This window comes from Sphingomonas mali NBRC 15500 (assembly GCF_001598415.1).
In the GTDB taxonomy this organism is placed as follows: domain Bacteria; phylum Pseudomonadota; class Alphaproteobacteria; order Sphingomonadales; family Sphingomonadaceae; genus Sphingomonas; species Sphingomonas mali.
In genome coordinates, this window is the sequence record NZ_BCYX01000004.1 from 172,987 (window position 1) to 197,382 (window position 24,396).

At 67.7% G+C, this 24,396-nt stretch carries 27 protein-coding genes; 16 read left to right on the plus strand and 11 right to left on the minus strand.

Annotated elements, in window-relative coordinates; all coding sequences use genetic code 11:
* Positions 1–340 precede the first annotated feature (340 nt).
* Entirely contained in the window at positions 341–655 is a 315-nt protein-coding gene (locus SMA01S_RS05730; protein ID WP_066819052.1) for a putative quinol monooxygenase, read from the minus strand.
* A 309-nt stretch (positions 656–964) separates the two neighbouring features.
* Here SMA01S_RS05730 and SMA01S_RS05735 point away from each other — a divergent pair, with 309 nt between their 5' ends.
* The 3 genes from SMA01S_RS05735 (at position 965) to SMA01S_RS05745 (ending at position 2,990) form a co-directional block, all read left to right on the plus strand.
* Positions 965–1,687, plus strand: a complete 723-nt coding sequence (locus SMA01S_RS05735) for a cytochrome c biogenesis CcdA family protein (RefSeq protein WP_066819062.1) — start codon at positions 965–967, stop codon at positions 1,685–1,687.
* Positions 1,688–1,855: 168 nt separating this feature from the next.
* Positions 1,856–2,359, plus strand: coding sequence for a sigma-70 family RNA polymerase sigma factor (locus SMA01S_RS05740; RefSeq protein WP_066819278.1), 504 nt, complete (start codon positions 1,856–1,858; stop codon positions 2,357–2,359).
* Complete coding sequence (locus tag SMA01S_RS05745) at positions 2,349–2,990, plus strand: NrsF family protein (protein ID WP_066819065.1); 642 nt, start codon at positions 2,349–2,351, stop codon at positions 2,988–2,990. Before SMA01S_RS05740 ends, SMA01S_RS05745 begins: the two co-directional genes overlap by 11 nt.
* A gap of 209 nt (positions 2,991–3,199) precedes the next feature.
* Here SMA01S_RS05745 and bufA2 read toward each other — a convergent pair whose 3' ends face one another.
* The gene (bufA2, locus tag SMA01S_RS05750; protein WP_066819068.1) at positions 3,200–3,475 is read right to left on the minus strand and encodes a BufA2 family periplasmic bufferin-type metallophore; all 276 of its coding nucleotides are present in this window, start codon (positions 3,473–3,475) and stop codon (positions 3,200–3,202) included.
* A 237-nt stretch (positions 3,476–3,712) separates the two neighbouring features.
* Between bufA2 and SMA01S_RS05755 the strand changes: the two genes are divergently transcribed.
* The 4 genes from SMA01S_RS05755 to SMA01S_RS05770 are packed head-to-tail and all read left to right on the plus strand — an operon-like array spanning position 3,713 to position 6,025.
* Positions 3,713–3,991: a BufA1 family periplasmic bufferin-type metallophore gene (locus SMA01S_RS05755; protein ID WP_066819071.1), complete on the plus strand. Its 279-nt coding sequence runs from the start codon at positions 3,713–3,715 to the stop codon at positions 3,989–3,991.
* Positions 3,992–4,000: 9 nt separating this feature from the next.
* The gene (gene bufB / locus SMA01S_RS05760; protein WP_066819073.1) at positions 4,001–4,837 is read left to right on the plus strand and encodes an MNIO family bufferin maturase; all 837 of its coding nucleotides are present in this window, start codon (positions 4,001–4,003) and stop codon (positions 4,835–4,837) included.
* Positions 4,830–5,564 (plus strand): HvfC/BufC N-terminal domain-containing protein, encoded by a 735-nt coding sequence (locus SMA01S_RS05765; RefSeq protein WP_066819076.1) that lies wholly within the window; start codon positions 4,830–4,832, stop codon positions 5,562–5,564. Before bufB (SMA01S_RS05760) ends, SMA01S_RS05765 begins: the two co-directional genes overlap by 8 nt.
* Positions 5,561–6,025 (plus strand): DoxX family protein, encoded by a 465-nt coding sequence (locus tag SMA01S_RS05770; RefSeq protein ID WP_066819078.1) that lies wholly within the window; start codon positions 5,561–5,563, stop codon positions 6,023–6,025. Before SMA01S_RS05765 ends, SMA01S_RS05770 begins: the two co-directional genes overlap by 4 nt.
* 103 nt (positions 6,026–6,128) lie before the next feature.
* Here the strand turns inward: SMA01S_RS05770 and SMA01S_RS05775 are convergent, their stop codons facing one another.
* The 5 genes from SMA01S_RS05775 to SMA01S_RS05790 all read right to left on the minus strand — a co-directional run bounded on the left by SMA01S_RS05775 (position 6,129) and on the right by SMA01S_RS05790 (position 9,495).
* Positions 6,129–7,049 (minus strand): gluzincin family metallopeptidase, encoded by a 921-nt coding sequence (locus SMA01S_RS05775; RefSeq protein ID WP_245649175.1) that lies wholly within the window; start codon positions 7,047–7,049, stop codon positions 6,129–6,131.
* A gap of 53 nt (positions 7,050–7,102) precedes the next feature.
* Positions 7,103–7,489, minus strand: coding sequence for a thioredoxin family protein (locus SMA01S_RS05780; RefSeq protein ID WP_084250111.1), 387 nt, complete (start codon positions 7,487–7,489; stop codon positions 7,103–7,105).
* 77 nt (positions 7,490–7,566) lie between these two features.
* Positions 7,567–8,295: a DUF1223 domain-containing protein gene (locus SMA01S_RS05785; protein WP_066819084.1), complete on the minus strand. Its 729-nt coding sequence runs from the start codon at positions 8,293–8,295 to the stop codon at positions 7,567–7,569.
* A gap of 14 nt (positions 8,296–8,309) precedes the next feature.
* Positions 8,310–8,447: a hypothetical protein gene (locus tag SMA01S_RS24485; protein ID WP_157093823.1), complete on the minus strand. Its 138-nt coding sequence runs from the start codon at positions 8,445–8,447 to the stop codon at positions 8,310–8,312.
* Positions 8,448–8,547: 100 nt separating this feature from the next.
* Positions 8,548–9,495, minus strand: coding sequence for a carbon-nitrogen hydrolase family protein (locus SMA01S_RS05790; protein ID WP_084250112.1), 948 nt, complete (start codon positions 9,493–9,495; stop codon positions 8,548–8,550).
* A gap of 155 nt (positions 9,496–9,650) precedes the next feature.
* On the opposite strand from SMA01S_RS05790, the gene SMA01S_RS05795 reads away from it, so the two are divergent.
* The 8 genes from SMA01S_RS05795 (at position 9,651) to SMA01S_RS05830 (ending at position 15,806) form a co-directional block, all read left to right on the plus strand.
* A complete protein-coding gene (locus tag SMA01S_RS05795) occupies positions 9,651–10,298 on the plus strand; it encodes an NrsF family protein (RefSeq protein WP_066819087.1) in 648 nt (215 codons plus the stop codon).
* Positions 10,299–10,424: 126 nt separating this feature from the next.
* A complete protein-coding gene (gene bufB / locus SMA01S_RS05800; RefSeq protein WP_066819090.1) occupies positions 10,425–11,267 on the plus strand; it encodes an MNIO family bufferin maturase in 843 nt (280 codons plus the stop codon).
* Complete coding sequence (locus tag SMA01S_RS05805; RefSeq protein ID WP_066819092.1) at positions 11,264–12,010, plus strand: HvfC/BufC N-terminal domain-containing protein; 747 nt, start codon at positions 11,264–11,266, stop codon at positions 12,008–12,010. The genes bufB (SMA01S_RS05800) and SMA01S_RS05805 overlap by 4 nt, the downstream gene beginning before the upstream one ends.
* Before the next feature lie 25 nt (positions 12,011–12,035).
* The gene (locus SMA01S_RS05810) at positions 12,036–12,737 is read left to right on the plus strand and encodes a glutathione S-transferase family protein (protein ID WP_066819103.1); all 702 of its coding nucleotides are present in this window, start codon (positions 12,036–12,038) and stop codon (positions 12,735–12,737) included.
* A gap of 10 nt (positions 12,738–12,747) precedes the next feature.
* Positions 12,748–13,554 carry an SDR family NAD(P)-dependent oxidoreductase gene (locus tag SMA01S_RS05815; protein WP_066819105.1) on the plus strand — a complete coding sequence of 269 codons (807 nt, stop codon included), beginning with the start codon at positions 12,748–12,750 and terminating at the stop codon, positions 13,552–13,554.
* 351 nt (positions 13,555–13,905) lie between these two features.
* On the plus strand, positions 13,906–14,448 hold the full coding sequence (locus SMA01S_RS05820; protein WP_066819107.1) for a sigma-70 family RNA polymerase sigma factor: 543 nt from the start codon (positions 13,906–13,908) through the stop codon (positions 14,446–14,448).
* Complete coding sequence (locus tag SMA01S_RS05825; protein ID WP_066819110.1) at positions 14,445–15,086, plus strand: DUF1109 domain-containing protein; 642 nt, start codon at positions 14,445–14,447, stop codon at positions 15,084–15,086. The genes SMA01S_RS05820 and SMA01S_RS05825 overlap by 4 nt, the downstream gene beginning before the upstream one ends.
* Before the next feature lie 240 nt (positions 15,087–15,326).
* Positions 15,327–15,806, plus strand: coding sequence for a DoxX family protein (locus SMA01S_RS05830; RefSeq protein ID WP_066819113.1), 480 nt, complete (start codon positions 15,327–15,329; stop codon positions 15,804–15,806).
* 255 nt (positions 15,807–16,061) lie between these two features.
* Here the strand turns inward: SMA01S_RS05830 and SMA01S_RS05835 are convergent, their stop codons facing one another.
* Both SMA01S_RS05835 and SMA01S_RS05840 read right to left on the minus strand, forming a co-directional pair.
* Positions 16,062–17,717 (minus strand): M28 family peptidase, encoded by a 1,656-nt coding sequence (locus SMA01S_RS05835; RefSeq protein WP_245649170.1) that lies wholly within the window; start codon positions 17,715–17,717, stop codon positions 16,062–16,064.
* Positions 17,718–17,773: 56 nt separating this feature from the next.
* Entirely contained in the window at positions 17,774–20,650 is a 2,877-nt protein-coding gene (locus SMA01S_RS05840) for a TonB-dependent receptor (RefSeq protein ID WP_169804195.1), read from the minus strand.
* 226 nt (positions 20,651–20,876) lie between these two features.
* Between SMA01S_RS05840 and SMA01S_RS05845 the strand changes: the two genes are divergently transcribed.
* The gene (locus SMA01S_RS05845; RefSeq protein WP_084250125.1) at positions 20,877–22,346 is read left to right on the plus strand and encodes a peptide MFS transporter; all 1,470 of its coding nucleotides are present in this window, start codon (positions 20,877–20,879) and stop codon (positions 22,344–22,346) included.
* Position 22,347: 1 nt separating this feature from the next.
* Here SMA01S_RS05845 and SMA01S_RS05850 read toward each other — a convergent pair whose 3' ends face one another.
* On the minus strand, positions 22,348–23,517 hold the full coding sequence (locus tag SMA01S_RS05850) for a CaiB/BaiF CoA transferase family protein (RefSeq protein ID WP_066819122.1): 1,170 nt from the start codon (positions 23,515–23,517) through the stop codon (positions 22,348–22,350).
* The gene (folD, locus tag SMA01S_RS05855; protein ID WP_066819131.1) at positions 23,514–24,395 is read right to left on the minus strand and encodes a bifunctional methylenetetrahydrofolate dehydrogenase/methenyltetrahydrofolate cyclohydrolase FolD; all 882 of its coding nucleotides are present in this window, start codon (positions 24,393–24,395) and stop codon (positions 23,514–23,516) included. Before folD ends, SMA01S_RS05850 begins: the two co-directional genes overlap by 4 nt.
* Position 24,396: the final 1 nt, after the last annotated feature.

The following is a 24,396-nucleotide window of genomic DNA, read 5'->3' on the forward strand; positions in this document are numbered from 1 at the left end:
CTTCACTGCCGCGTCACCCGATGGGGCATCGAGTCATGCCAGGGTGAATCCTCCTCATATGTCCGATCCCGAGATGCGAGATTGGAACCGTGGACCGACCTATCCGTGGAACCAGTCGGGAATGCGCCACGGCCCTTCGAGCAGCGCGACACTCCCCCCCCTTCAACAGGCACGGGCTAGCGTCCCGGCACCGTCCAAGGGCATGATTACTTTTGTCGCGCTCCATCCGATGATCGGATGTCCGCCTCTGTGTCCCGGCTGCGCAACATGCGCCTACGCCTTTGACCTTTCGGCGTGGAAGTGACGCCGAACGCCCGACCGAAAGCCGGCGGGCGCAGCCTCAATCCCGCGTCGCCGCCCTAATCAGGTCGGCCAGGACATCCACCTGCCGGATCGTCGGCGGCTCAGCGAGCAAAGCCTCGGCATGGTCCATAAGCGCGGCCGCGATCGGACCGTTCAGATGCGCCGCTCGACCGGTTTCGTCGGCAAAGCTATCGAAGATGCCGAACCGCTCCTCGTCGAAGCGCAACGCGAACCACACTAGGGTTTCGGGCTCGGCGGCGGCCGCCTCGCGTGCGCCTGCGAGGAAAGCAGCCACCTCCCCGCCCTTGCCCGGTCTGGCCTTCAACTCGACGAACAATCCGACACGATTCATACGCTATCTCCTCACCATCACGGTTCCCGCACCGCGGCCAACGCGATGACGACCAACGGGCGGCCATGACTGGCACCGGAACCGACCACGCAGAATACGCGGCACATGTAGTTCGTCCGCGATGTCGTGCCGGTTACATCGCGAGGGCTAGGAAAAGCCTCAGGCAGGAACGCGCTGTAACCACGCCGCCCGTTGCGGCGAAGACACCGTCACTACGGCCTTTTGCCGTCCCTGATAAAGATCGGTCCTCCTCGCCATGTCCCGTTCCTGTGCTTGCCCTTCTCCAGCCGCCGCCCGGCGTATCGGGCGATGAGCGCGCTCAATCCGGTACTCGCCTTCGCAGCCGGCGCCCTCACCATCCTGTCGCCGTGCGTGCTGCCCCTGGTTCCGATCGTCCTGGCGAGCGCGGCCCAGAAACACCGTCTGGCACCGCTCGCGCTGTCCGTCGGTCTCGTGGCATCGTTCACGCTCACCGGGGTCCTGATCGCGGCGCTTGGCGCGACACTTGGCATCGACAGCGACCTGGTACGGCTGGCCGGGGCGGTCCTGCTCATCGTGATCGGCCTCGTGCTCCTGGTGCCGCTTCTGCGTCGGCTCGGCGAGAGGGGGGCGGCACCGATCGCACGGTGGGCGGGCGAGCGTCAGGCGGCCCTCGAGCGGTTCGGTCTGGCAGGCCAGGCCGCGATCGGCGCGCTGCTCGGGCTCGTCTGGAGCCCCTGTGTCGGCCCGACCCTTGGCGCCGCGACCGTGCTCGCCGCCCAAGGGCGTGATCTTGGCGGCGTCCTCTTGGTCATGGCGTCCTTCGGACTCGGCATCGCCTCCGTCCTGCTCGCGCTGGCGCTCAGCGCGCGGACGCTCCTCAACCGCTGGCGCGGCCGTTTGATGGAGGCTGGCGACCGCGGCCGGAAGACACTCGGCGTCCTGGTCCTGCTCGTCGGGCTTATGATCGTCACCGGTGCCGACCATTGGGTCGAAGGCGTCGTCCTCGATACGGCACCGCCCTGGCTGACGAGCATCGCGACCTCCGTATGATCGCGCCAAGCCGAGATTTCCATGCGCATGTGTAACCAAGCGCGCCGACCGCACGAATGGATGGGCGTGTCGCCAACTCCCCGCCCCCATCCGCCACGCCCGGCCGCCGAGATCGTGAGGCTGCACACGACGCCCGCGGACGGGACCGAGGATGAATGGGGGGCGCTGATGGCGGCTGCGCACGCCGGCCATGCCGCCGCGTATCGACGCCTGCTCGACGACCTGCGCAAATGGCTCGGTCGCTTCTATGCCCGCCGCCTGCCCCCGAGCATGGTCGAAGACGCGGTCCAGGATACGCTTGTCGCGATCCATGAGAAGCGCCACACCTATGATCCGCAGCGCCCTTTCAAACCGTGGCTGATGGCGGTCGCGCGTTACAAATGGATCGATCGGCTGCGCGCGATGGGCCGGCATGGCACCGAGGCGTTGCCTGACGACATCGCGGTCGACGACCATGAGAGTAGCGTGACCAGCCAGGTCGTGCTGCAGCATCTCATGGCCGAGCTCAAGCCTGCCCAGGCCGAGGCGATCCGGCTCGTCAAGATCGAAGGCTATTCCGTCGCCGAGGCGTCCGCGCGGACTGGACAGTCGGACTCGCTGATCAAGGTCAACATCCATCGCGGCCTCGCCCGGCTCGCGGCCATCGTCCAGAGTCGGCCCGATGCCGAGTGATCTCCTGATTGACCGGCTGGTCGACGGCCTTCGCCCGACGCGCCGTCCCGCAACGCTGCGTCAGGGCGCGGTGCTTCTGGCGCTGGCGGGCGTCGAGCTGGCCGGCTTCCTGTCGCTCGGCACCCTTCGCCCCGATATCGCCACCGCGGCGGGGCTGTCCGTATTCTGGTGGAAGATGGGCGGCCTCGCGTCGCTGGCGCTCGCCGCCACGACCGTCGCACTACGCTCGTTCGACCCGCTGTCCTCGCCCAGGAGTGAGCTTCGGCGCTGGATGGCGGTGCTCGCCGGCGTGTTCGTGCTTGGCTGGGTCCTTGACGCCGGGAGCCAACCGGGACTGGGGCTCGGCGCGCGGCTGATGTGGCAGATGGGGATCGAGTGCCTGACGGTCATGACGATCCTGTCGACCCCGCTCGTGCTCGCGCTGCTGCTGATGATGCGGCGGGGCGCCCCGACCGACCTCGGCGCGAGCGCGACCGCGGCCGGCGCGGCGGCGGCAACCGCCGGCGCCTTCATCTTCGCCTTCCATTGCCCGAGTGACGACCCCTTCTACATCGTCTTCTGGTACACGCTTGGCTGCGGCGCGATCACGATGCTCTCGCGCGCGCTGCTCCCGCGTCTCGCGCGCTGGTAGCACGACCCTCGCCCCAACAGCCCGGCCAGGGGAACGGCCGCACGGGTCAGCGGCGCTGACCCGTCCTCCGCCGGTTATCTTGCCTTTTTCGCTCCCCTGTCCGCCGTGTAGCAGGCAGGGGATGGCGCATGAAAAACCGCCCGCCGGCACAAGGCCGACGGGCGGTTCGTATGCCTGGTCCGGCCGTCCCGGATCGAACGGCCCGACGCTCAGCCGGCCTTCGGGGTCAGGCTGCCGCCCTGCGCCTTGCAGGCCTTGGCGGAGAGGTCCTTGAAGCCCTGGCCCTTGCAGTCATTCTGGCCCTTGCAGTCGTGCGTGCCCGACTTGCAGTCCGACTCGCCCTTGCACGAATTCACGCCGTAGCAGGGCTGGACCTTGGCCGCCTTGGCGCCGGCCGCATGCGCCGGCGCGGTCGTAGCGAGGCCCGACAGGGCGAGCATGGCGGCGGCGGAGGCGATAGCGGCACCGGTCTTGAAGGTCTTCATGGAAATGCTCCTGAGAAAAGGATGGGTTTTGCCAAGTGGCACGGACCTTTTCGTCAGCCTCTCGCCCCCGGTTACAGCAGGCCGGGAAAACTCTTTTCGATGGTCACCCTGTAACCCGATCGGGCGCTCGAGCGGACCTGCTCTCGTGGTCCGATTTCATCTGCCTCCCGGATCACCGTGCGACGGCCGGCATGCCGGACCGTCGCACGTGAGGTGGAACGTGAAAGGAGATGTCCCATGAGCAACCGTGCAACCACCGCGCTCAGCACCCTGCTGCTCGCCTCGCTTGCCGCCGGCGCCGCCACTGCGGCCCATGCCCAGGCGAGCAAGCCGATGGAAAAATGCTACGGCATCGCCAAGGCCGGCAAGAACGACTGCAAGGCCGGGGCCGGCACGACCTGCGCCGGAACCTCGAAGGTCGATTATCAGAAGGACGCCTGGAAGCTCGTGCCGGCCGGCACCTGCGCCAAGATCAAAACACCCAAGGGCTATGGCTCCCTCACGCCCGGGGCGTGAGAGGCGGCCATGACCATGATGACCGCAGGCCTGGGCTTCAAGCTCGAGCATCTCGACGAGGCGCTGACGGCGCGGGACCCGGGCCTGTGGTTCGAGGTCCATGCCGAGAACTACATGGTGGACGGAGGTCCGCGGCTCAGGGCGCTCCAGGCGCTGGCCGAGCGCTTTCCGCTCTCTCTGCACGGCGTCGGCCTGTCGCTGGCGTCGGTCGAGCCGCCGCCGCACGAGCACCTGCAGCGGCTGCGGCAGCTCGCCGACCTGATCGGCCCGGCGGCGATGTCGGACCATCTGGCCTGGCAGCGATGGGAGGGCGCCCATCACGCAGACTTCCTCCCGTTTCCGCGGACGCGCGAGGCGCTGGACATCACCGCCGGCAATGTCGCACGCGTGCAGGACGCGCTGGGCCGCCCGTTGATGGTCGAGAACCCGTCGCTTTATGTCGACCTGCCGGGCCATGAGCTCGACGAGGCCGACTTCCTGGCGGAACTCACCAGGCGCACCGGCTGCGGCCTGCTCGTCGACGTCAACAACATCTTCGTCAGCGCGTCTAACCTCCGCTTTTCGGCGGAAGCGCGGATCGACGCGATCCCCGGGTCGCTGGTCGGCGAAATCCACCTCGCCGGCCACCGCCCCGACCCTGATCCGGCCAGCGGCCTCCTCATCGACAGTCACGATGCGCCGGTATCCGATCCGGTATGGAGCCTCTACCGCCGGCTGATCGCGCGGATCGGCGCGCGCCCGACCCTGATCGAGCGCGATGACGACATCCCGGCTTTTGCCGAGTTGATGCTCGAGCGCGACCGCGCGCATCGCCTCTTAGACGAGCCGGTCAGCGCCGATGCTTGACGCCCAGTCCTTCCAGCGGGCTTTCGCGGGCCTGCTCGCGGCGCCCGACAAGGCGCCTGACCCGGCGATCCGGCGAGCGCTGACGATCCACCGCAACACCGCGAGCAAGGCGGCGCGTGACGCGCTGCTCGCCAATTATCCGGTCACGGCGGCGCTGGTCGGCGAGGCGCCGTTCGCTGCCTGCGCCGCCTCCTATGTCGAGATGGCGCCCCCGCGCGAGGCGCGGCTGTGCTGCTATGGCGATCGCTTCGCGCCCTTCGTGGAGGCCTGGGTGCCGTTCGCCGAGGCGCCGTATCTCGGCGCCGTGGCGGCGCTCGAACGCCTGGTCACCGAAGCGCTGTTCGCGAAAGACATGGCGACGCTCGACCCGGCGGCGCTGACGGAAGGCATCGATACGGATGCGCGACTGCAGCGCCATCCGGCGACCCGCACCCTGCGAGCGGCAAGCCCGGCCGCGAGCCTGTGGCTCGCCCATCAGTCGGATGCTCATCCGGACGCGCTCGAGACCGTGCATTGGCGACCGGAGATCATCCTCGTCACCCGCCCGGCCGACGCGGTTGAGATCCGGGTGATCGACCAGCCGACATACGCATTCCTCGCCGGTGCGACCCTCGCACGCGCCGCGGGGCATGCCGCCGCGGCCGGCGGCGACGTCGCGACCATCTTCGCCTCCCTCCTCATCGCCGGCGCCTTCGCCGCGCGCGCCTCCCAAGGAGCACGTCCATGAATCCTTATGCTCGCCTGACCGCCCGGCTCGACCGCCTGCCCGGCTCGCTCCTCCTCCTGGTCGCCCGTCTCGGGGCGGCCGGGGTGTTCTTCATGTCGGGTCGGACCAAGGTCGATGGCATACTGCACATCACCGACAGCACCTATACGCTGTTCGAGACGGACTATCGGCTTCCGCTCATCCCGCCGCACCTCGCCGCCCATCTGGCGACCTATCAGGAGCACCTCTTCCCCATCCTCCTCGCGGTCGGTCTGTTCAACCGCGTGGCGGCCCTGGGCCTGCTGGGCATGACCGCGGTGATCGAGATCTTCGTCTATCCCGATGCCTGGCCCACGCATCTGAGCTGGGCCGGCCTGTTGCTGCCGATCATCCTGCGGGGTGGTGGGCGCTTCTCGCTCGACCATCTGCTCGGCCTCGACCCCGCCCATGGGGCAGGAGAGCGAGACTATGCAGCCGACTGAACACTCGAGCACATCGTTCGCAGCGCGGCTGGCGCCCTCTGCTCCTCACCCGACGGCTTCCCTGTCTTGTCCGGAAAGCAGGGGAGCGAGTGGGCATGCCCGACTATGGGGTGGTGATGCTGGCCCGCAGCCCGGCCAGCGGTGCCCTATCATCGAGCAGGACGCCGCCGCCTGCCCCCCGGACGCCGAGTTCCCCGACGAGCGCGGCCAGATCCGGGGCGACGCGCTCGGTGGCGAAACAGGCATAGAGACGGCCAACCGATCCGGTGCCGTTCGCGGCATCGGCCGTGGCTACGAGCCGCTCGGGGGACCAGGTCACCGCATTCCCGCCACTCGCGCGATTGACGTGCCGCAGCGCATTACGGAGCGATCCTTTGCCATTGGTCTCGCGGTAGATGGCGATCTCAACGAGCAGCCAGAAAAGGGCGCCGCCCCAATATAGCCGGCCCCACGCACGCGTTCCGTCCATGCCGACCTCACCGCCGTCGGGCAGGCCCTTGGGTATGCCGTCGACCGCTTCGCGCCACATCTCGGCCGGGGCGAGACGACCGACCAGCGCCCTGGCGATCGGCTCGACATAGGTCGCGTTGCCTTCCTGCAGCCAAAGCGCTCGTCGCGGGAGGTCGGGAAGCGCGATGTGGACCATCTCGTGGACGAGCACCCAGTCGAGGTCGAACGCGGCTCGGTCGGCCTCGGTGCCGACGCGGATCCGTGTCACGGCGCCGCCCTCGCCGAAGGTGGTCGCGTGGCCGACATGGCGGCCAGGCTCGGCGACCACGAGCAGGGCGTGATCGGGCACTGGATAGCGGCCGAAATAGGTGCTGACTGCGCGCGCCGACGCGTGAATCCAGGCCTGGACCAGCGCCCGGTCGAGGCCCGGCGCGCCATCGGCTATCACCAGCCTGATATACCCTCCATCGACCGCCAGCCTCTCCACTGGCTGGCGGTCGAATGCCGCGCGGATATCGTCCAGCGCCTCATAAAGGGGCGCGACCCCGGATGCGCCGAGCGACGCGCCGGCCACGGCCAATGCGCCGACCCCTGCGAGGACGGCGCGGCGATCCGGTCCCGCGCGGCTCACCGCAGCGGGGCGGCCGCAAAGGTCTTGAGCTGGGCAGGATCGGTCACGCCGACGCTGCGGCCGACCTCGCGGTTGCCCTTGAAGGCGATGAGGGTGCTCTGCTGGGTAATGCCCAGAGCCTTTTTCTCGGCTTTCTGATGGTCATAGTCGAGCCGCAGGATCACCAGCTTGCGATAGTCAGGATCGGTCGCGAGCCGGTCGATCGTCGGCGCCTGCGCGCGGCACGTCGGGCACCAGGGTGCAAAGGCGTCGACCAGCACGGGCTGGCCGGCGGCCTGGGCGGCCTTGAGCGCGGCGAGGCTGAATGGTCGCACAGGCTGGGCCTGGACCGGAGCTGCGAGGAACGCGAGCGCGGTGAGCGGCAGGAGGCGGAAAGGAGACATGATGAAGATCCTTGATGAGGCGGCGTTCACGAAGCGGGGGTGCGGCTATTCGGGCGGGTGCCGCGCCCGATTGCGACTCAGCTGAGGCGCGTGACGGCGAGCACCGGTCCGCCCCGCCCGGCCTGGAGAAAGGCGGCGCCGCGCAGGCCCGGGGGCAAAGGCGGCAGCGCGACACTCGTCGACGGCCCGTCCCAATGGCCGATCCGGACGAGCTGACGCACGATGTTCCGATGGGGCAACGTCCGACCGCCATTCTCGCCGGCGCGGATCGCCACCTGGATGGTGCGTGGATCATAGGCGGCGAGCCAGATGTCGGCGCCATGCGCAGGCGCCCTGCCGGCGCCGACGCCAAGCTTGCCGTCCCGGACCGCGAGCACGGGTCCCGCGCCCGGCGCCGCGGCGATCGCCGCTGTCAGTTCGGCACGATCATTGCCGACGATCGTCCGGCGGCCATTGATCCACACCTGCGGTGTCGCGACATTGGCCTGGCGATTATAATGGGCGTAATCCCATTGGCGCTCGGTGAACTGGGGCTTGGCGAAGCTGTCGCGCCACCCGAGATAATCCCAATAGGTGACACCGAACGACAGGGCGACGACGTCCGGCCGGTCGGCGAGCGCATTGAGGTTCGCCTCCGCCGGTGGACAGCTCGAGCACCCCTGGCTTTGATAGAGTTCGACCAGCACGGGCTTGGCTGCGCCGGTCGGGGCCGACGCCGACTGGGCCAATCCGCGGCCGCTCTCGGCCAGTGCCAAGGCACCGGCGATCAGGGCAAGCGACCCGAGAATGAGCGGGGGAGCACGCATCGATCGTCTCCCCGTCAAGCGCCGGTGACCGCGGCCGACACCGCGCCAGCCAGCGAGAACGTACCGATCGCCAGCATGACAAGGAGCGCGCCGCCGGCCCCCAGGAAGGGGAGCGCCGCGGTGAGACCGGAGCCTCTGGGTGAATGGGGCATGGTGGATACCTTCGCGTTAGAGGAAGCCATGCCCGTAGTTCGCCCCGCCCCCGCTCCGGGTTACAGCGCAAGCCGTTGCGCCGTTCACCGGACCCAACCGCTAGGTGCGGTGGCGCATATCGATCTGCAGATCGAAAATGTCCGGCCGTGCATAATGGCCTGCGGTGTCGAGATAGAGGCGGCCCTCCGGCAGCAGCGCAAGGTCGACCTCCGCGGTGAGGTTGGCGGCGTCGCCTGGCTCGGCGATCACGATCAGGCCGGTGTCCGGCCCGACGATCGCGCTCCCGCCAGCTTTGAGCTGGTGTGGGTCCACCGGAATGGCCTCGAGCATCTCGCGCGCAACCCGAGCCTCTATGCCGAGGCTGTCAAAGCCCTCGAGCACGTCCGTCCGCGACAGCACGGTGCCCGCCGCCGCGACGTAGCATTGGCCCTCAAAGGCATAATGCCGGCTGGCCAGGAGATGCAGATCGGTGACCGCCGGCCAGAGCGCGAAATGGATCACCTCCCCGAGTCTGTGCCGCGCCGCCCGGGCGAGCGGCATCCAATGCTCCCAGCAGATCAGCGCGCCCATCGGCCCGTGCGGTGTCTGCCAGGCGCCGAGCGTGCTGCCGTCGGCCGCCGCCCAGATCAGGCGCTCATTATGGGTCGGCATGAGCTTGCGATGCACGTCGCGCTGGCCGTCCGCGCCCAGCCGGACCACGCTGTTGAACAGGCTGGCGGATCGCCGCTCCTGTAGGCCCATGACCACATCGACCGACAGCTCCTGCGCGACCTGCCCGAGGCGGGCGATCTCCGGGCCGTCAAGCTCGGGGCAATTCTCGAACAGCACGCGAAACAGGCGTTCGGCGGGCTTGTGCCCCCAGAGTGCCGCGCCGGGCGCCGCGTCGAGCCATACCGGATAGCCGGGAAGCCATGTCTCCGGGAAGACGATGATCCGCGCACCGTCGCCCGCGGCCTCGCGGATCAGATCCTCCGCGCGCGCGACGCTCGCGGCCAGATTGAGGAAGACCGGCGGGCGCTGCACGATCGTGATCACCATCTTCGACATGCGCTCGTCTCCTGCAAACCCTGTTCGGCGCGGCCATGCCCGCAGTTACAGGCTCACCGCGTTTTTTGAGCGTAACCAAATGCCTTCCGGGCGCGAATAGCAGCCGAGACCCGCGGCGTGGAGGCCCGTCGAGCGAGTGGTCGACGGAGCGTTCGATGAAGACCGAGGTATTGATTTCGCAATTGTCGCAGGATGTGCAGCCGGTTCCCAGGGAAACGCTGCCCCGCTTGCTGCGTGCAGGGCTGGTCGCCGGTGGCGGCGCCGCCCTGTTTTTTGTCCTGGTCGCACCCGCGCTCGGCGTGCGCGCCGATCTCGGCGTGGCGGCGATGACGGCCTCCTTCTGGATCAAGCTTCTCTATACCGTGTCAATCGCCGGCCTGGCCTTCACGGCGCTCGAGCGGTTGAGCCGCCCCGGCGGGCCGGCCTTCTCCTGGATGGGCTTGTTATGGCCCCCGGTCACAGCCCTTGCGGCGATCGCGGCCATGACCTGGCGGCTGCTTCCCGGGGCCGAGGCCGAGACATTCTGGATGGGGTCGAGCTCCTGGCAATGCCTGGTTTTCGTGACGGCCCTGGCAGTACCCGTGTTCGCCGGCCTTGTCTGGGCGCTGTCGCAACTCGCGCCGACCCGGCTGCGTGCAGCGGGCGCCGCTGCCGGGCTCGTTGCCGGGGCGACGAGCGCCAGTGTTTATGCGCTACACTGCGCCGAAACATCGCCTGGGTTCGTCCTGCTCTGGTATTCGCTCGCGCTGGCCGTCGCCGCGCTGTTGGGGGCAGCGCTCGGACCCCGGCTTCTGCGCTGGTGAGCTGCGCCCGGCCAAGATGGATCGCGTCGGCCTTGTAACCGCACCGCCCTTTCCTGCGAACAGGGTTATGTGCCGGGCCTTTCCCCTCCCCCTTGTCCGGGCCCGGCACAACTGAAGGAGTTCCTCGTGCCGCCCAAGACGATCACGCCGTTCCAGGGCTTCGGGCTCGGCCTCCGGATCCCACACTTCCAGCAGTATCTGAGCGAGCCCGTGCCCGTCGATTTCGTTGAGATCATCTCGGAGAACTTCATGGTCGCCGGCGGCCGGCCGCTTCATGTCCTCGACCAGGTCCGCGAGCGCTGGCCCATCGCCATGCACGGCGTGTCCATGTCGATCGGATCCGCTGACGGCGTCCGGGCCGATTATCTCGTTCGCCTGAAGGCGCTCGCCGACCGGGTCCGTCCCTTGTGGATCTCTGATCATTTGAGCTGGTCGCGGCTGGAGCATGTGAACTCGCACGACCTGCTTCCCTTGCCGCTCACCGACGAGGCGCTCGACACGGTCTGCCGCAACATCCTTCACGTGCAGGATGTGCTCGAGCGGCCGCTGGTGCTCGAGAATCCCTCAACCTATCTCACCTTCGTCGATGACCAGATGACCGAATGGGCGTTCCTTGCCGAGATGACGCGGCGCACCGGCTGCTATCTGCTTCTCGACGTCAACAACATCTATGTGAGCGGCGCCAATAACGGCTTCGACCCCTATGACTATCTCGCCGGCGTGCCCGCCGACCGCGTGCGCCAAATCCATCTCGCCGGGCACAGCCAGGGGCGCGACCGATTGATCGACACCCATGACCAGCCCGTATCCGACCCCGTATGGGACCTGTTCGCCCGGATCTACCCTCGGCTCGGGCCGGTGGCGGCGATGATCGAGCGCGACGACAATATCCCGGCACTCGACGCGCTGCTCGAAGAACTCGCCATCGCCCGCCGCATCGCCGCCAACGTGACGGCCGCCGCCGCATGACGCTGGCCGAACTGCAGCGCGGCTTTCTCGACCTTCTGCTCGATCCGTCGCGCGACCCGGGGACCGCATTCGACGCCGATGGCGCGGCCGGGCTCGCCGTCTATCGCAACGCCTATGGCGCGCAGCTGGTCGCCTGCCTCAAGGACAGTTACGAGCGGCTATGGGCCTGGCTCGGCGACGAGCGTTTCGAGGCCGCCGCGTACCATCATGTCGCCGGGCATCCGCCGGCGAGCTGGACCCTGGGCGAGTACGGCATCGGTTTCGCCGAGACGATCGCCGGCCTTTACCCGGACGATCCGGAGGTTGCCGAGATCGCCGCGCTCGACTGGGCGCTGCGGCGGGCGTTCGACGGGCCGGACGCGTCGGTGCTGGATCCGGCCTCGCTTGTAGCGATCGACTGGGACGAGGCCGTGCTGCGCTTCGTGCCTACGCTCGACCTGCTCCCGGTCCATACGAATTGCGGCGCAATCTGGACCGCGATCGCCGGCGGCGAGACGGTGCCGGCCGCCGAGCATCTTCCTCAGCCCGGCTGGATCCGGGTCTGGCGCGTCGGCCTTCAGCCGCATTTCGCGACGATCGAGACCGAGGAGTTGGCCGCGCTGCAGCTCGCCACCTCCGGCATGAGTTTTGCCCGGCTCTGCGACCGCCTGGCCGGAGAGATCGGGGTCGAGGCGGCGGTCGAGAAAGCGGGCCAATATCTGGCCGTCTGGCTGCAGGACCAGATGATCGCCGAAATCGCATGACCATCACCTCGAGGAGAGCAGAACCATGATCCGCTTCTACTTCCACCCCACCCCCAATCCGCTCAAGGTTGCCTTGCTTCTGGAAGAGCTCGGTCTCGATTATGAGGTCGTGCCGGTCGATACGAGCAAGGGCGAGCAGCATCTGCCGTCCTTTCGTGCGGTGAACCCCAATGGCAAGGTGCCCGCGATCGTCGACACCGACGGCCCGGGCGGCGAAACGCGTGTGTTCGATTCCACCGCGATCCTCCTGTACCTCGCCGAGAAGCACGGCGCCTTTCTCGGCGCGGAGGCCGATCGCGGTGAGCTTGTGTCGTGGCTGTTCTTCATCGCGTCGGGGCTCGGCCCTTTCTCGGGGCAGGCGGTGCATTTCCAGCGGATGGCGCCGGCAGGGCTCGATTACGCGGTCAATCGCTATCGCCGCGAAGCGGAGCGGCACTATCAGGTCCTCGAAGATCATCTCGCCGGCCGCGCTTTCCTCGTCGGCGAAACCTACAGCATCGCCGACATGGCGGCCTGGGGATGGATCGAGCGGGCGCGATTCGTCCTGCCGGGCGCCGACGATCCACTCGCCGCCTACCCCAACATCAAGCGCTGGCACGCCGAGGTCAGCGCACGGCCGGCGGTCGAGCGGGCGCGACGCGTGGGTAGCGACCATGCATTCAAGCGCGAGATCGACGAGGAGACCAAGCGAGCCCTTTTCCCCTCCAACTATCCGGCGCAGGCCTGAGGAGGCGTTCATGGAGATCAAAGGCAAACGGATCCTGATCACCGGTGGCTCCAGCGGGATCGGACTGGCGATGGCACACGTCCTCGCCGCGCGCGGCGCACAGCTCTTCCTGACCGGGCGCAGGGCGGACGCAGTCAGGGCTGCGGTCGCCGAGCTCGGCCGGGTCACCACCCACGTCGCCGGCACGGCCGCCGATGTCGGCACCGAGGAGGGCCGTGCCACCACGCTGGCGAGCGCGATCGCTGCGATGGGAGGGCTCGACATCCTCGTCAACAACGCGGGCGCCGTCCGCGCGGGCCGGCTCGAGCACATCGCGGAGGATGAGATCCGGACCATGATCGAGGTCGATCTGGTCGCCCCGATCCTGCTGACGCGCGCGGCGCTGCCTGCGCTGCGCGCCGATGGTGGAGGGATGGTCGTCAATGTCACGTCGGCGATCGCACTCGTCGCCATGCCCTTCTACGCGACCTATGCGGCGGCCAAGGCGGGGCTCGCGAGTTTTGGCGAAGCGCTGCGCCGCGAACTCAAGGGCGAAGGCGTGCATGTGCTGACGGCGTATCCGAGCGGCACCGACACACCGATGATGGCCACGAGCCGGGCTGGTCCCGAGATCGGCTTCTCGCTGGAGCCGGCCGCAGCGGTCGCGGAGGCCATTGTCGACGGCATCGCCGCGGACGCGATCTCGGTGGTGCGAGGCGGTCCCGAGCGTCAAGCGATGATCGGGCTCAACCGTGACGACCCGGCGGCGCTGGACGACCGCTTCCTGGCGATCAAGCCCGCTTTCGAAAAGGGTGTATCCTCCCACCGCGCGCTATGATCCGGCGCCGGGATGCGCCCCGAAGGCCAGGAAGCAGCACTCGTGGGCAACGACATCGGACCGATCGACGGCCTCCTCGGAACACCGAGCGCACCATGACGCCCCTCCTCGGCAAGAACGCTCGTCTTCAGGGTGCCTGGATTGCCTTCGCCGCGCGCTCCTGACAGGGGTGCGCGGCCCGGATGAGGACGGCCGGGCCGCGCAGTGACCGGGAGAAGGAGGGCAAGTCCCGCATCACAGTCGTGATTTCGGTCGGCATCCGCTTCAGGTTACAGGGACGATCAGGAATATTTCGATCGTGGGTGTAACCGCGGCGGTGGCCATGCCGAACTCCGGATGCGAGGAGTGCAGATGCGGGCGGACGAGGATGAGTTGCGCAGCTTGATGATCGGTGGGCTGGACGGCGATGCCGCCGCCCACGCCGCTCTACTGCGCCTGCTCGTGCCGCTGCTGCGCGGCTTCTACCGTCGCAGGGCGCGCGGTGACGACGACGATATTGAGGATCTGGTGCAGGAAACGCTGATGGCGGTGCATGGACGCCGCGCCACCTATGACCGCGACCGCCCGTTCACCGGCTGGCTGTTCGCGATCGCCCGCTACAAGATGATCGATCATTTCCGCCGTAAACGCCGGCTCCAGCCGATCGATGGACTGGAGGACGAGCTCGTCGCGCGCGACTTCGAGGCGCCAATCAGCGCGGAGATGGACGTCGCCGCCTTGCTCGGCACCCTGCCGCCGAAACAGGCGCACGTGATCCGCGCGACGCGGATCGATGGCCTGAGTGTCGCCGAGGCAGCGGCGGCCGCAGGCGGGCTTGGCGAGTCCGATGTGAAGGTCTCGGTCCATCGCGGCCTCAAAGCGCTGATCGCGCGCGTGCAGGGGGAGGTTCGATGACCACGGACGACCTGATCGCGCAGCTCTCGGGCACCGTCGCTCCCGTATCGCGCCGGGCTGTCGGCGAACGTCTCGCCCGGGGCCTTCTCCTGGGCGCGATCGTCTCGGCCGCCGTGATGGCCGCAGGCCTCGGCCTGCGTCCCGATCTCGGCGCGGCTATCCACGGCTCCATCTTCTGGATGAAGGCCGCTTACACGATGTCGCTCGCGGCACTCGCCTTGACCGCGACCCGCCAGCTCGCGCGGCCGGACGCCGGGTCGATCCGCTGGCTATGGCTGGCGACCCTGCCCGTCCTCCTCCTCGCCGTGGTCGGCGTGGCCGACCTGAGCGGCGCGCCGTCGTCCGCCTGGCTCGCACTTTGGCTGGGCAAGAGCTGGCGGATCTGCCCCTGGCTGATCCTCGCCCTTTCCGTGCCGGTGTTTCTCGGCCTGCTCTGGTCGTTCCGCTCGCTGGCACCGACTCGGCTGAGGGCGACGGGCGCCACCGCCGGCCTGGCATCGGGCGCATTCGCTGCCACGATCTATTGCCTGCACTGCCCGGAGGCGTCCGCGATGTTCGTGCTCACCTGGTATTCGCTCGGCATCCTGCTGGCTACGGCGATCGGCGCCCTTCTCGGACCACGCCTGCTGCGCTGGTGATTTTTTTGCGGCGGAACGTAACGTCCGCCGCTCGATCCGCGAACTGGGGAAGCCAATAAGGCTCAACCCCGATCGGAAGACCACGCCGCCCGCCACAATGTCCGTCATGTCCGAGGGATCGGGGCGAGGTCGCCTCGCCCCGCTCTCGTGACGGGGCATGGGCAGCGGCAGTTGTCGCCTGAAGACGGATGACGCTGGCGACACCGGGCGGAGCTTCCCGATTTCCGAAAAAGAGGATCAATGATGACCAATCTCACCTTTCCCACCAGCCCAGCGATCGCTCGCTGGGCGGGAATCCCGCTGCGCCTGATCGTCGGCTATGGCTTCTTCGCGCACGGCCTCGCCAAGCTCGAGAAAGGACCGGACAATTTCGTGCGGATCGTCGAGGCGATCGGCACGCCGATGCCGCATCTGATGGCGTGGCTCACGATCCTCGTGGAGATCGTCGGCGGCCTGTCCGTCCTGGCCGGCGCCTTCGTCGCCTTGTGGAGCATTCCCATGATCGCGGTGCTGCTGGTGGCAATGCTCACCGTCCACATCCAGTTCGGGTTTACGTCGATCAAGCTGATAGCGGTGACGGCGGACGGACCCAAGTTCGGGCCGCCGGGCACGGAGACCGACCTTCTCTATATCGCCTGTATCGCGGCACTCATACTGCTCGGGCCCGGCCCGTTCTCGATCGACCGCTGGATCACCGCGCGCAAAGCAGTCAAGGCCTGAGGTCCCACAGCCGGCGGCGCCTCAGCCGCCGCCGGCCCTGCTACAGGCGGCGGCGCCAAGCCGGGTGTAAGAAGCATGCTGGAGGCATGCGCCGAAGCCTTTAGCCCCTAAGGGCCTGGACATCCGCCTCGGCCACCCGGCCGGCGCGCGAGCCGACACCGCTCAGGGCAGCGGCGTCGGGCATCGGATTCGAGAGCGCTGATTTGCGCCACGTCACGGCGTCGCGCGCCGGGACATTCAGGGGATAGGGCGCCATCAGCGTAACCCTCGAAATTCGGAGGTTGGCCGCCAGTGCGGCCAGCGCCGCGAATTGGCGATCGTGAGCCCCATCCGGTAGACCAGCGCGACATCGCTCGCCGCGCCGCGCAGGTCCCAGTCGGGCGACCAGGCGTCGCATGGCTGGTGGTAACAGCGCCCCGTATAGTCGGCGACCCAGGCATTGCCGGCAGCCCTTCCCCCCTTCACCAGGTCCTGGCCACCGGCCAGGCTCATCAGCAACAGGGTCGGCACGCCGCGCTTGGCGAAGGAAAAATGGTCGGCGCGGTAGAACAGGCCGCGCTGCGGTTCGCTGTCCGGCGTGACCACCCGGCCCTGGCTGGCCGCCGCACGCGTAAGATCGTCCTCGAGGTCGTTCTGCCCGGCGCCCACCAGTACCACGTCGCGCGCGAGCCCGGCGGTCTGCAGGACGTCGAGCGTGAAGTTCGCGACGACCGTGCCGAGCGGCTGGACCGGATGGAGCGCATAGGTCTCCGAGCCCAGCAATCCGCGCTCCTCGGCGGTCCAGGCCGCGAAGATCAGCGAGCGCTCGGGCCGCGGCCCCGCCGCAAAGGTGCGGGCGAGTTCCAGCACACCGGCGACGCCAAGCGCATCGTCGCTGGCACCCGGGCGGATCGTCCGCCCCTGCGCGTCGGGCGCTCCGATCCCGAAGGCGTCCCAATGCGCCGCGAACATCAGGGCTTCGCGCGGGTATTTGCGCCCGTCGAGCCTGGCCAGGACGTTGCGGCTCTCGATCCGCTCGCTGCGCTCAGGGGCATCGATCGTGAAGCGTGCATCGCCGATCGCGACCGGGCGGAAATCCGGGCTGCGCGCCTGCCGCTCGAGCGCGGCCAGATCGAGGCCGGCACGCGAAAACAGGGTCCTGGCGAGATCAGCGCTGATCCAGGATTGCAGCTCGAGCGCCTGCCGCGCCCCCGGCGCGCGCACCACGTCATAGGTGCCCCCGGCGAGATTGCTGGCGACGTTCCAGCCATAGCCGGCAGCGGCCGTATCGTGGATGATGAGCGCGCCGACCGCACCGCGGCGCTCGGCTTCCTCATATTTGTAGGACCAGCGCCCGTAATAGGTCATCGCCCGGCCGCCGAAGCGACCGGCTACAGGCTCGCCGGGTTCCGCTGCGAAATCAGGATCGTTGACCAGGAAGACCGCGATCTTCCCCCGGAGATCGACGCCCTTGTAATCGTCCCAGCCGCGTTCCTTGGCGGCGACGCCATAGCCGACGAACACCATAGGCGCTGCGTCGATCGCCACACGGGTGCCCGGGCGCGCGGTCTTGGGCGCGATTTCCCGGCCCACGGCGAGTGGGAGCACCTGGCCGCCCACAGTGATCGCCAATCTGGAGGGCGTCCCGATCTCGTTGCGGACCAGCGGGACCTTCTGCGTCCAGCCACCTTTCTCGCCGGCGGGTTTCAGCCCGAGCGCCTTGAAGCGCGCGATGATATAGTCGACGCTCCGTTCGCCCGCTGGCGTTCCCGGCGCGCGGCCCGCATAGGCGTCGGACGCCAGGACGCGCGTGATCGCGGAGAGCCGCGCCGGATCGATCGGCGCCCAGGCGTGGCGCGATCGCGCGGCGACCCCGACGGATGATCCCAGCCCCGCCACGGCCAGACCCAGCAATAGCATGTCCCGTCGCATGTGCCGCCCCCAAAAAGGAGCCGCCCCGCGTCTCGAAGGAGGCGGGGCGGCAATCATCAGAATTTGACGTTCACGCCGGCGTAGAAATACCGCCCGATCACATCGTAGACGGCGGATGCCGTGTTGGTGCCGGTCGAGGTCCCGACATAGGGCGTCGGGAACAAGGGCGGCTGTTTGTCGGTGAGGTTCCGCGCCCCGATATAGAAGGCGTACGCCTTGCCCACCGAATAGCGCATCTGAAGATCGGTGTACCAATAAGCGGGTACCGTATTGCCCGCGAAGCTTGCACCGACGACCCGGTAGACCTTGCCGATATAGCGTTCGGTCACCGAGAGATCGAAAGCGCCATTCTTGTAGGTCACATTGGCCGATGCCTTGTCGGAAGGATAATAAGGCTGGCCGCGTAGCAGGATCGGCGGTGCTCCGGCATAGGGGCTCTGCTCGTATCGGATCAGATGGGTGTAATTGACCGTCGCCCCGATCGTGTCGCCGAGCCGGCCACCCAGGACGTTGGCCAGAGAATGGTTGTAGTTCAGCTCGACGTCGATCCCCTCGAGCTTCTGGCTCGCCGCGTTGAGCGGCACCGTGTTGTTCTGGACGATGACGCCGGTCGAGGGGTCGCGGATGACGGTCGAGCAATAGAGCGGGTCATTGGTCGCCGCGCATTGGTTGATCACCGTCTGGGTATCGAGCGTCGTGATCGCCTGATCGATCTTGATCCGGAAATAGTCGGCGGTGAGCGTCAGCCCGGGAAGGAAGCCCGGCTGGATCACCGCACCCGCCGTCAGCGTCCGAGCGAGCTCGGGCTTCAGGTTGGGATTGCCGACGGTGATCTGCTGCACCGGCGTCGGCGATGGCGGCGCGAAGCCTGGGCCAACCCCAGGCTGGGTGGAGCAATAGGCATGGTTTGCGGTCGTTCCGCCGCCCGCGCAGGGATCGATCACATTCGCACGGTTGAGAAGTGCCCCGCTGAACAGATCGAGGATCTGCGGCGCGCGGACGTCCTTCGAATAGACACCCCGCAGTTTCAGCCCACGGAAAGGCTCGTAGGTGCCGCCGAACTTCCAGGCGGTGACGCTCCCGGTGCTCGAATAATCCGCGTAGCGCACCGCCCCTTCGATCTCCAGCTTCCGGATCAGCGGCAGGTCGGCGAGCAGCGGCGCGCTCAGTTCGGCATAGACCTCCTTCACATCGAAGGCGCCGATCGTAGGTTGGCTGAACTGGAGCGAGCTCGTGCCGCGCCGCAGATTGTCGTCGGGCTGATAGGCCGATTTTTCACGGCGATATTCGGCGCCGGCGGCAAAACCGAGCGGCCCGCCCGGGAGGCGAAGCAGATTGCCGGTGATCGATCCCGAGATGACCTGCTGCTCGTTATACGAGTGGATTCGGGCGTCCTGATAGAGGGAGGCACGCTCAGCCGGCGTCAGCGCTTGGCCGGTGAACAGATTGACCGGGATGCAGCCGGTCGCCCGCGCCGCGGCATCGGCGCACATATAGCCGCCAGCGCCGTTGGACACGACGTTGAGCGCGTTGACCATCCGGACGGTGTTATAGCCGTTGAGCATCGTCTCATCGAGCTGGGCACGGCCATATTCGTAATAGGCATTCGCCTTCCAGCTATCGCCGAGGAATGGCAGCTTGGCGTCGATCCCGCCGACGAAGCGATAGAGCTGGCGGCCGTAGGTGATCCGCCGCCCGCCGAATTCGGGCAGATCGCGCGCGACGGAAATCACCGTCTGGCCGGCCGGGATCAGCGCGCGCATGGCGGCCGGGATGAACGGATTGCTGACGGGTATGGTGATCGGCAGGCCGGTCGGACCGCCGATGTTCATCCGGCCCGTCGCGACATAGGTCTGGTCGAGCTGCTGGATCGAATCGTTCTTGGAATAGGTTCCTTCCGCGAACAGCGAGATCGTGTCGCTGACGTCGAAATGGCCGCGCAGATCGGCGAGATAGCGCTTCATCGGCAGCGACATGATGACGAACTTGTTCGGGTTGACGCCATCGCGCGCGGCGTTGACCGTGGCGACCGTCCCATCGGGAAGAACGGTGCGCCGGATGGTCGATCCTGCGATCGTCGTCCCATTGAGGCCGAACACGCCCTGCGCGGTCTGTGCCGACGTATAGGAAGCCGGCCCGAAGACAGCGAGATCGGGTCGCTGCGGATTGGAGACGAGGACACCATCCGCCGAGAAGGGGCGATCCACCGCATCGACCTCATTTGTCTGGTCGTAGCTCAGATCGAGAGTGACATTGCCGCGTCCCCCAGCGAAATTGGTGCCCGCGAGCAACCCCAATTTGGCTTGGCCGCCGTCGCCACGCTGGCTGATGCCCCCCTGGGCGCGGAATTCGACGCCCTGGAAATTACGCTTGAGCACGAAGTTGACGACGCCCGCGACCGCGTCGGACCCATAGACGGCCGACGCGCCGCCGGTGGTCACATCGACACGCTCGATCAGGTCGGTCGGGATGGTGCTGACATCGACCGCCGAGCCGCCTTGCAGGCTCGAGACATAGCGACGGCCATCGACGAGCACGAGGGTGCGATAATTGCCGAGGCCGCGCAGGTCGATCGTGTAGAGGCCGGCGAGGAATTGATCGCGCGGCGCCCCGGAGGCCGAGAAGCGGCTCGAGGCGACCGCCGGAACGGTGGACAGCGCCTCGGCGATGTTGACGGTACCCCGGCTGGCGATCGCATCGCTGGAAACGGTCGTGATCGGGGTCGCCTGGGTCTCGTTGGGACGCTGGATACGCGAACCGGTGACCACGATCTCCTGGGATGCGGGGTCGGCGGCGGCCGGTTCGGGAGCCGCCGGCGGCTCGGCGGGCGGCGGCGCCGTTTGCGCCTGCACCGCGGTCGCGGCGACCAGCGCGATCACCGATGCCGCGACGGCATATCGACGAGTCCGTCCGGCGTGAAATCCCTGTCTCATACTTCCTACCCCTTCGTGGCTTTTTGCACTTTCGTTACAGGCTAGGGATCGCCGCCCAGGTCGCTTGCTCCAGGCAGACACAATCTTTCCGCCCGGGATCGCCCGCGCCTGCTGGGGCGCGGTACGCCAAGCGCGTGTCCGGCCCGGGCAAGCTTCAGCCCCGCGCCGAGGCGACCATGGCTGTGACCGGCGAAGAGCAGCGGCCCGGCCACGCGAGGGAGACGCGATGAGAAGCGATACGACGTCAAACGCCGCCCGGACCCTGTTCGACCATCCCAAGGGCTTAGGCTCGCTGATCATCTCCGAACTCTGGGAACGGTTCGGCTTTTACGGGATGCGGTCGCTGCTCGTCCTCTATCTGATTGACCGCCTGCATATGCCGAGTGGCGACGCCACCACGCTTTATGGCGCCTTCGCGGCCATGGCATTCGGCATGTCGATCCCCGGCGGCATCCTTGCGGACCGGATATTCGGAACCCGCCGCCTAGCCTTTCTAGGCGGCGCGATCGTTCTGCTCGGCCATGGGTTGATGGTGGTTCAGGATGTGGCGGGCAGCGCGACGGCCGAAGACATCGGTTTGCCGCTCGCGCTCGCCTGCATCGCGACCGGCACCGGGCTGTTCAAGCCATCGATCTCGGCTCGGGTGGGCAATCTCTACGCCCGCGATGACCAGCGCCGCGAGGCGGGTTTCTATCTGTTCTATATCGGCATCAACGCCGGTGCCGCGCTGGCACCGCTGATTTGCGGATATCTCGGCCATGCTTATGGATGGCGTTATGGGTTCGCCGCCGCGGGCGCGGCGATGGCTCTTGGCCTCGTCACCATGGCGCTAGCCGGGCGGGCGTCGGACGCCGCGCCGCCTTGCTCGGGCGCAACCTTGCTCGCGGCGACGTTGGCCGTGCCGATTGCTTTGGCCGGGACCGCCTTCCTTCTGCTGCGCAATCCCGACTCGGTCGGCTGGTTGCTGGCGGCCATCCTCCTGGTCGGGCTTGCCGCGCTGTTGCGTCACGTCCGCCATGCCGCTGACGCCGATGAGCGGCGCCGCCTGCTCGTCGCCTTGCTCCTCATCTTCGCAGCCGCGACCTTTTGGAGCCTGCACGAACAAGGCGGCAGCACGCTCAATGTGCTCGCGGCGAAGGCAGTCGACCTTAGATTGGGCTGGGTAACCTTGCAGCCCGCGCAGACCCAATTCTTCAACGCGCTCTTCATCCTGATGGGCGCGCCCTTGTTCGCAATCCTGTGGCGACGCTTGCGGCTGGTCGGCGCCGACCCCGCGCCTCCCTATAAATTCGCGGCCGGCCTGATGCTCGCAGCAGCGGCCTTCGCATTGTTGGCGATGACCACCGCCAACGTCGCGCACGGTGGCAAGCTGTCGCTTCTCTGGCTCGCCCTCGCCTATCTGCTCGAGACCATGGGCGAACTCTGTCTCGCGACGCCTGGGTACGCGACCATGTCGCGGCTCGCACCGGTCAAGGCCTCCGGACTGATCATGGGGCTGTGGCTGTTCAGCCTGTCGGCCGGGAACTATATCGGCGGACGGATCGCCGCCGCCACGTTCACGGGCGGCGCGAATCCGTCACTCCCGGCGACCTATAGCGCGACCTTCCTACAGGTCGCCGGTTATGGCGCGCTGGTCGCGGTATTGTTGCTGATCCTGGCGCCGCGCCTCGGCCGGATCATTGCTACCGCCCGCTAGCTCAGGAGACGATCCCCGCCGCGCACAAGCGCTCGATCTCGGCGCTGTCGATCCCAAGCTCGCCCAGCACCGCCATGGTGTCGGCGCCAGCATCGCGGGTCGCCGAGCGAATGCAGCGCGGGAGGTCAGCAAAGCCGATCGGCGAGGCGACCAGCCATTCCACGCCGTGGCGCGGATGGTCGACGGGAGTCGCCATCGCTAGGTGGCGGACCTGCGGATCGGCAAAGGCTTCCGCGATCGAGTTGATCGGGCCGCAAGGAATGCCGGCGGCGGTCAGCCGTTCGATCCAGTGACGGGCAGGCTCCGCAATGGTGACCTTGGCGATCGCCGCGTTGATCGCCAGTCGCGCCGCGCTGCGTCCGGCGAGCGTCGCCCAGTCCGGCCGCTCGATCCAGTCGGCGCGGGCCATGGCCTCGCAGAAGCGCGGCCAGAGTCGTGGCGAGCTTGCCGCGATGGTGATGTGGCCGTCGCTCGCCGGATAGACGCCGGCGGGAATATGGATGGGGTGATCGTTACCTGCCTGGTCGGGAAGATCGCCCTGCATCAGCCAGCGCGCGGCCTGGAAGTCGAGCATGAAAAGCGCGCCTTCGAGCAGACTGGTCTGGACCCAACGCCCCTCCCCGGTCCGCGCGCGCTCGTGCAGCCCCATCATGATGCCGAGCGCCAGCAGATTGCCCGCCGTCAGATCGGCGATATCGATCCCGACCCGCATCGGCCCGCCGCCCGGCGTCCCCGTGATCGACATGAGCCCGCTCATGCCCTGAGCGATCTGGTCGAGGGCGGGACGGTCGGCATAGGGGCCGGTCTGCCCGAACCCGCTGATGCTGCCATAGACCAACCGCGGATTGATCGCCCGGACGTCCTCCCAGGCAATGCCAAGTCGATGCTTGACCGAGGAACGCATATTCTCGACCAGCACGTCGGCGGTCTCGATCAGCCTCCTGAACAGGGCGAGGCCATCGGGCGCCTTGAGGTCGAGCCTGATCGTCCGCTTGTTGCGATGGAGATTCTGGAAGTCCGGCATATCGCGGTGCTCGTCGCCGTCGCGCGTCACCGGCTCGATCCGGACCACTGCGGCGCCCCAATCGGCCAGATGGCGGACCGCCGTCGGACCGGCACGGGCAAGGGTCAGGTCGAGGACGACAAGGTCCGAGAGCGGGAGGCCGGTCAACGGACGTGTCCGGTGGCTGGGCCGATCGCGCGGCGCGCCGCCTCGAGTGTATTGCTGAGCAGACAGGCAATGGTCATCGGCCCCACTCCACCGGGAACAGGCGTGATCGCGGCGGCATGACCCAGCTCATCGAAGACGGTATCGCCGACCAGGCGGCTGCTTCCGTCCACGGCGGTGATGCGATTGATGCCGACATCGACCACCACTGCACCGGCCTTTACCCAATCGCCCCTGACCAGCGCCGGATGTCCCGCTGCGACCACGACGATGTCGGCGCCGCGCACGATCTCGGGCAGGTCACGAGTGAAGATGTGACAGACCGTGACCGTACATTCGCGCTCGAGCAGCAGCATCGCAACCGGCTTGCCGACGATGTTGGACTTGCCGATGACGACGGCCTTCAAGCCGCGATAGTCGGTGATCACGGTGTCGAGCAGGCGCATGCAGCCGAGGGGCGTGCAGGGAACGAGCCCTCCCGTCCCCGTCGACAGGCGTCCGACATTGACGGGATGAAAGCCATCGACGTCCTTCCGAGGGTCGATCGCGTCGAGCACGCGGGCACTGTCGATATGCGCTGGCAACGGGAGCTGGACGAGAATGCCATGGACCACGGGATCGCGGTTGAGCCGTCCGATCAATCCGAGAAGCTCGCGCTCGCTGGCGTCGGCCGCGAGCCGGTGCTCGATCGAGCGCATGCCGAGCGCCCGGGTCTTGCGCGACTTGCGACCGACATAGACCAGGCTCGCTGGGTCCTCTCCGACCAGCACCACGGCAAGGCCCGGCACATAGCCCTGCTCGCGTGCCAGCCTGCCGACGCCCTCGGCGACGTCGGTTTCGATCCGCGCGGCGATCGCCTTACCGTCGATGAGTTCGGCCATC

Coding starts and splice junctions, on each gene's coding strand:
- SMA01S_RS05730 (WP_066819052.1), bottom strand. CDS start 655: ATGAATCGTGTCGGATTGTTCGTCGAGTTGAAGGCCAGACCGGGCAAG.
- SMA01S_RS05735 (WP_066819062.1), top strand. CDS start 965: ATGAGCGCGCTCAATCCGGTACTCGCCTTCGCAGCCGGCGCCCTCACC.
- SMA01S_RS05740 (WP_066819278.1), top strand. CDS start 1,856: ATGGCGGCTGCGCACGCCGGCCATGCCGCCGCGTATCGACGCCTGCTC.
- SMA01S_RS05745 (WP_066819065.1), top strand. CDS start 2,349: ATGCCGAGTGATCTCCTGATTGACCGGCTGGTCGACGGCCTTCGCCCG.
- bufA2 (WP_066819068.1), bottom strand. CDS start 3,475: ATGAAGACCTTCAAGACCGGTGCCGCTATCGCCTCCGCCGCCGCCATG.
- SMA01S_RS05755 (WP_066819071.1), top strand. CDS start 3,713: ATGAGCAACCGTGCAACCACCGCGCTCAGCACCCTGCTGCTCGCCTCG.
- bufB (WP_066819073.1), top strand. CDS start 4,001: ATGACCATGATGACCGCAGGCCTGGGCTTCAAGCTCGAGCATCTCGAC.
- SMA01S_RS05765 (WP_066819076.1), top strand. CDS start 4,830: ATGCTTGACGCCCAGTCCTTCCAGCGGGCTTTCGCGGGCCTGCTCGCG.
- SMA01S_RS05770 (WP_066819078.1), top strand. CDS start 5,561: ATGAATCCTTATGCTCGCCTGACCGCCCGGCTCGACCGCCTGCCCGGC.
- SMA01S_RS05780 (WP_084250111.1), bottom strand. CDS start 7,489: ATGTCTCCTTTCCGCCTCCTGCCGCTCACCGCGCTCGCGTTCCTCGCA.
- SMA01S_RS05785 (WP_066819084.1), bottom strand. CDS start 8,295: ATGCGTGCTCCCCCGCTCATTCTCGGGTCGCTTGCCCTGATCGCCGGT.
- SMA01S_RS24485 (WP_157093823.1), bottom strand. CDS start 8,447: ATGCCCCATTCACCCAGAGGCTCCGGTCTCACCGCGGCGCTCCCCTTC.
- SMA01S_RS05790 (WP_084250112.1), bottom strand. CDS start 9,495: ATGTCGAAGATGGTGATCACGATCGTGCAGCGCCCGCCGGTCTTCCTC.
- SMA01S_RS05795 (WP_066819087.1), top strand. CDS start 9,651: ATGAAGACCGAGGTATTGATTTCGCAATTGTCGCAGGATGTGCAGCCG.
- SMA01S_RS05805 (WP_066819092.1), top strand. CDS start 11,264: ATGACGCTGGCCGAACTGCAGCGCGGCTTTCTCGACCTTCTGCTCGAT.
- SMA01S_RS05810 (WP_066819103.1), top strand. CDS start 12,036: ATGATCCGCTTCTACTTCCACCCCACCCCCAATCCGCTCAAGGTTGCC.
- SMA01S_RS05815 (WP_066819105.1), top strand. CDS start 12,748: ATGGAGATCAAAGGCAAACGGATCCTGATCACCGGTGGCTCCAGCGGG.
- SMA01S_RS05820 (WP_066819107.1), top strand. CDS start 13,906: ATGCGGGCGGACGAGGATGAGTTGCGCAGCTTGATGATCGGTGGGCTG.
- SMA01S_RS05825 (WP_066819110.1), top strand. CDS start 14,445: ATGACCACGGACGACCTGATCGCGCAGCTCTCGGGCACCGTCGCTCCC.
- SMA01S_RS05830 (WP_066819113.1), top strand. CDS start 15,327: ATGATGACCAATCTCACCTTTCCCACCAGCCCAGCGATCGCTCGCTGG.
- SMA01S_RS05835 (WP_245649170.1), bottom strand. CDS start 17,717: ATGCGACGGGACATGCTATTGCTGGGTCTGGCCGTGGCGGGGCTGGGA.
- SMA01S_RS05840 (WP_169804195.1), bottom strand. CDS start 20,650: ATGAGACAGGGATTTCACGCCGGACGGACTCGTCGATATGCCGTCGCG.
- SMA01S_RS05845 (WP_084250125.1), top strand. CDS start 20,877: ATGAGAAGCGATACGACGTCAAACGCCGCCCGGACCCTGTTCGACCAT.
- folD (WP_066819131.1), bottom strand. CDS start 24,395: ATGGCCGAACTCATCGACGGTAAGGCGATCGCCGCGCGGATCGAAACC.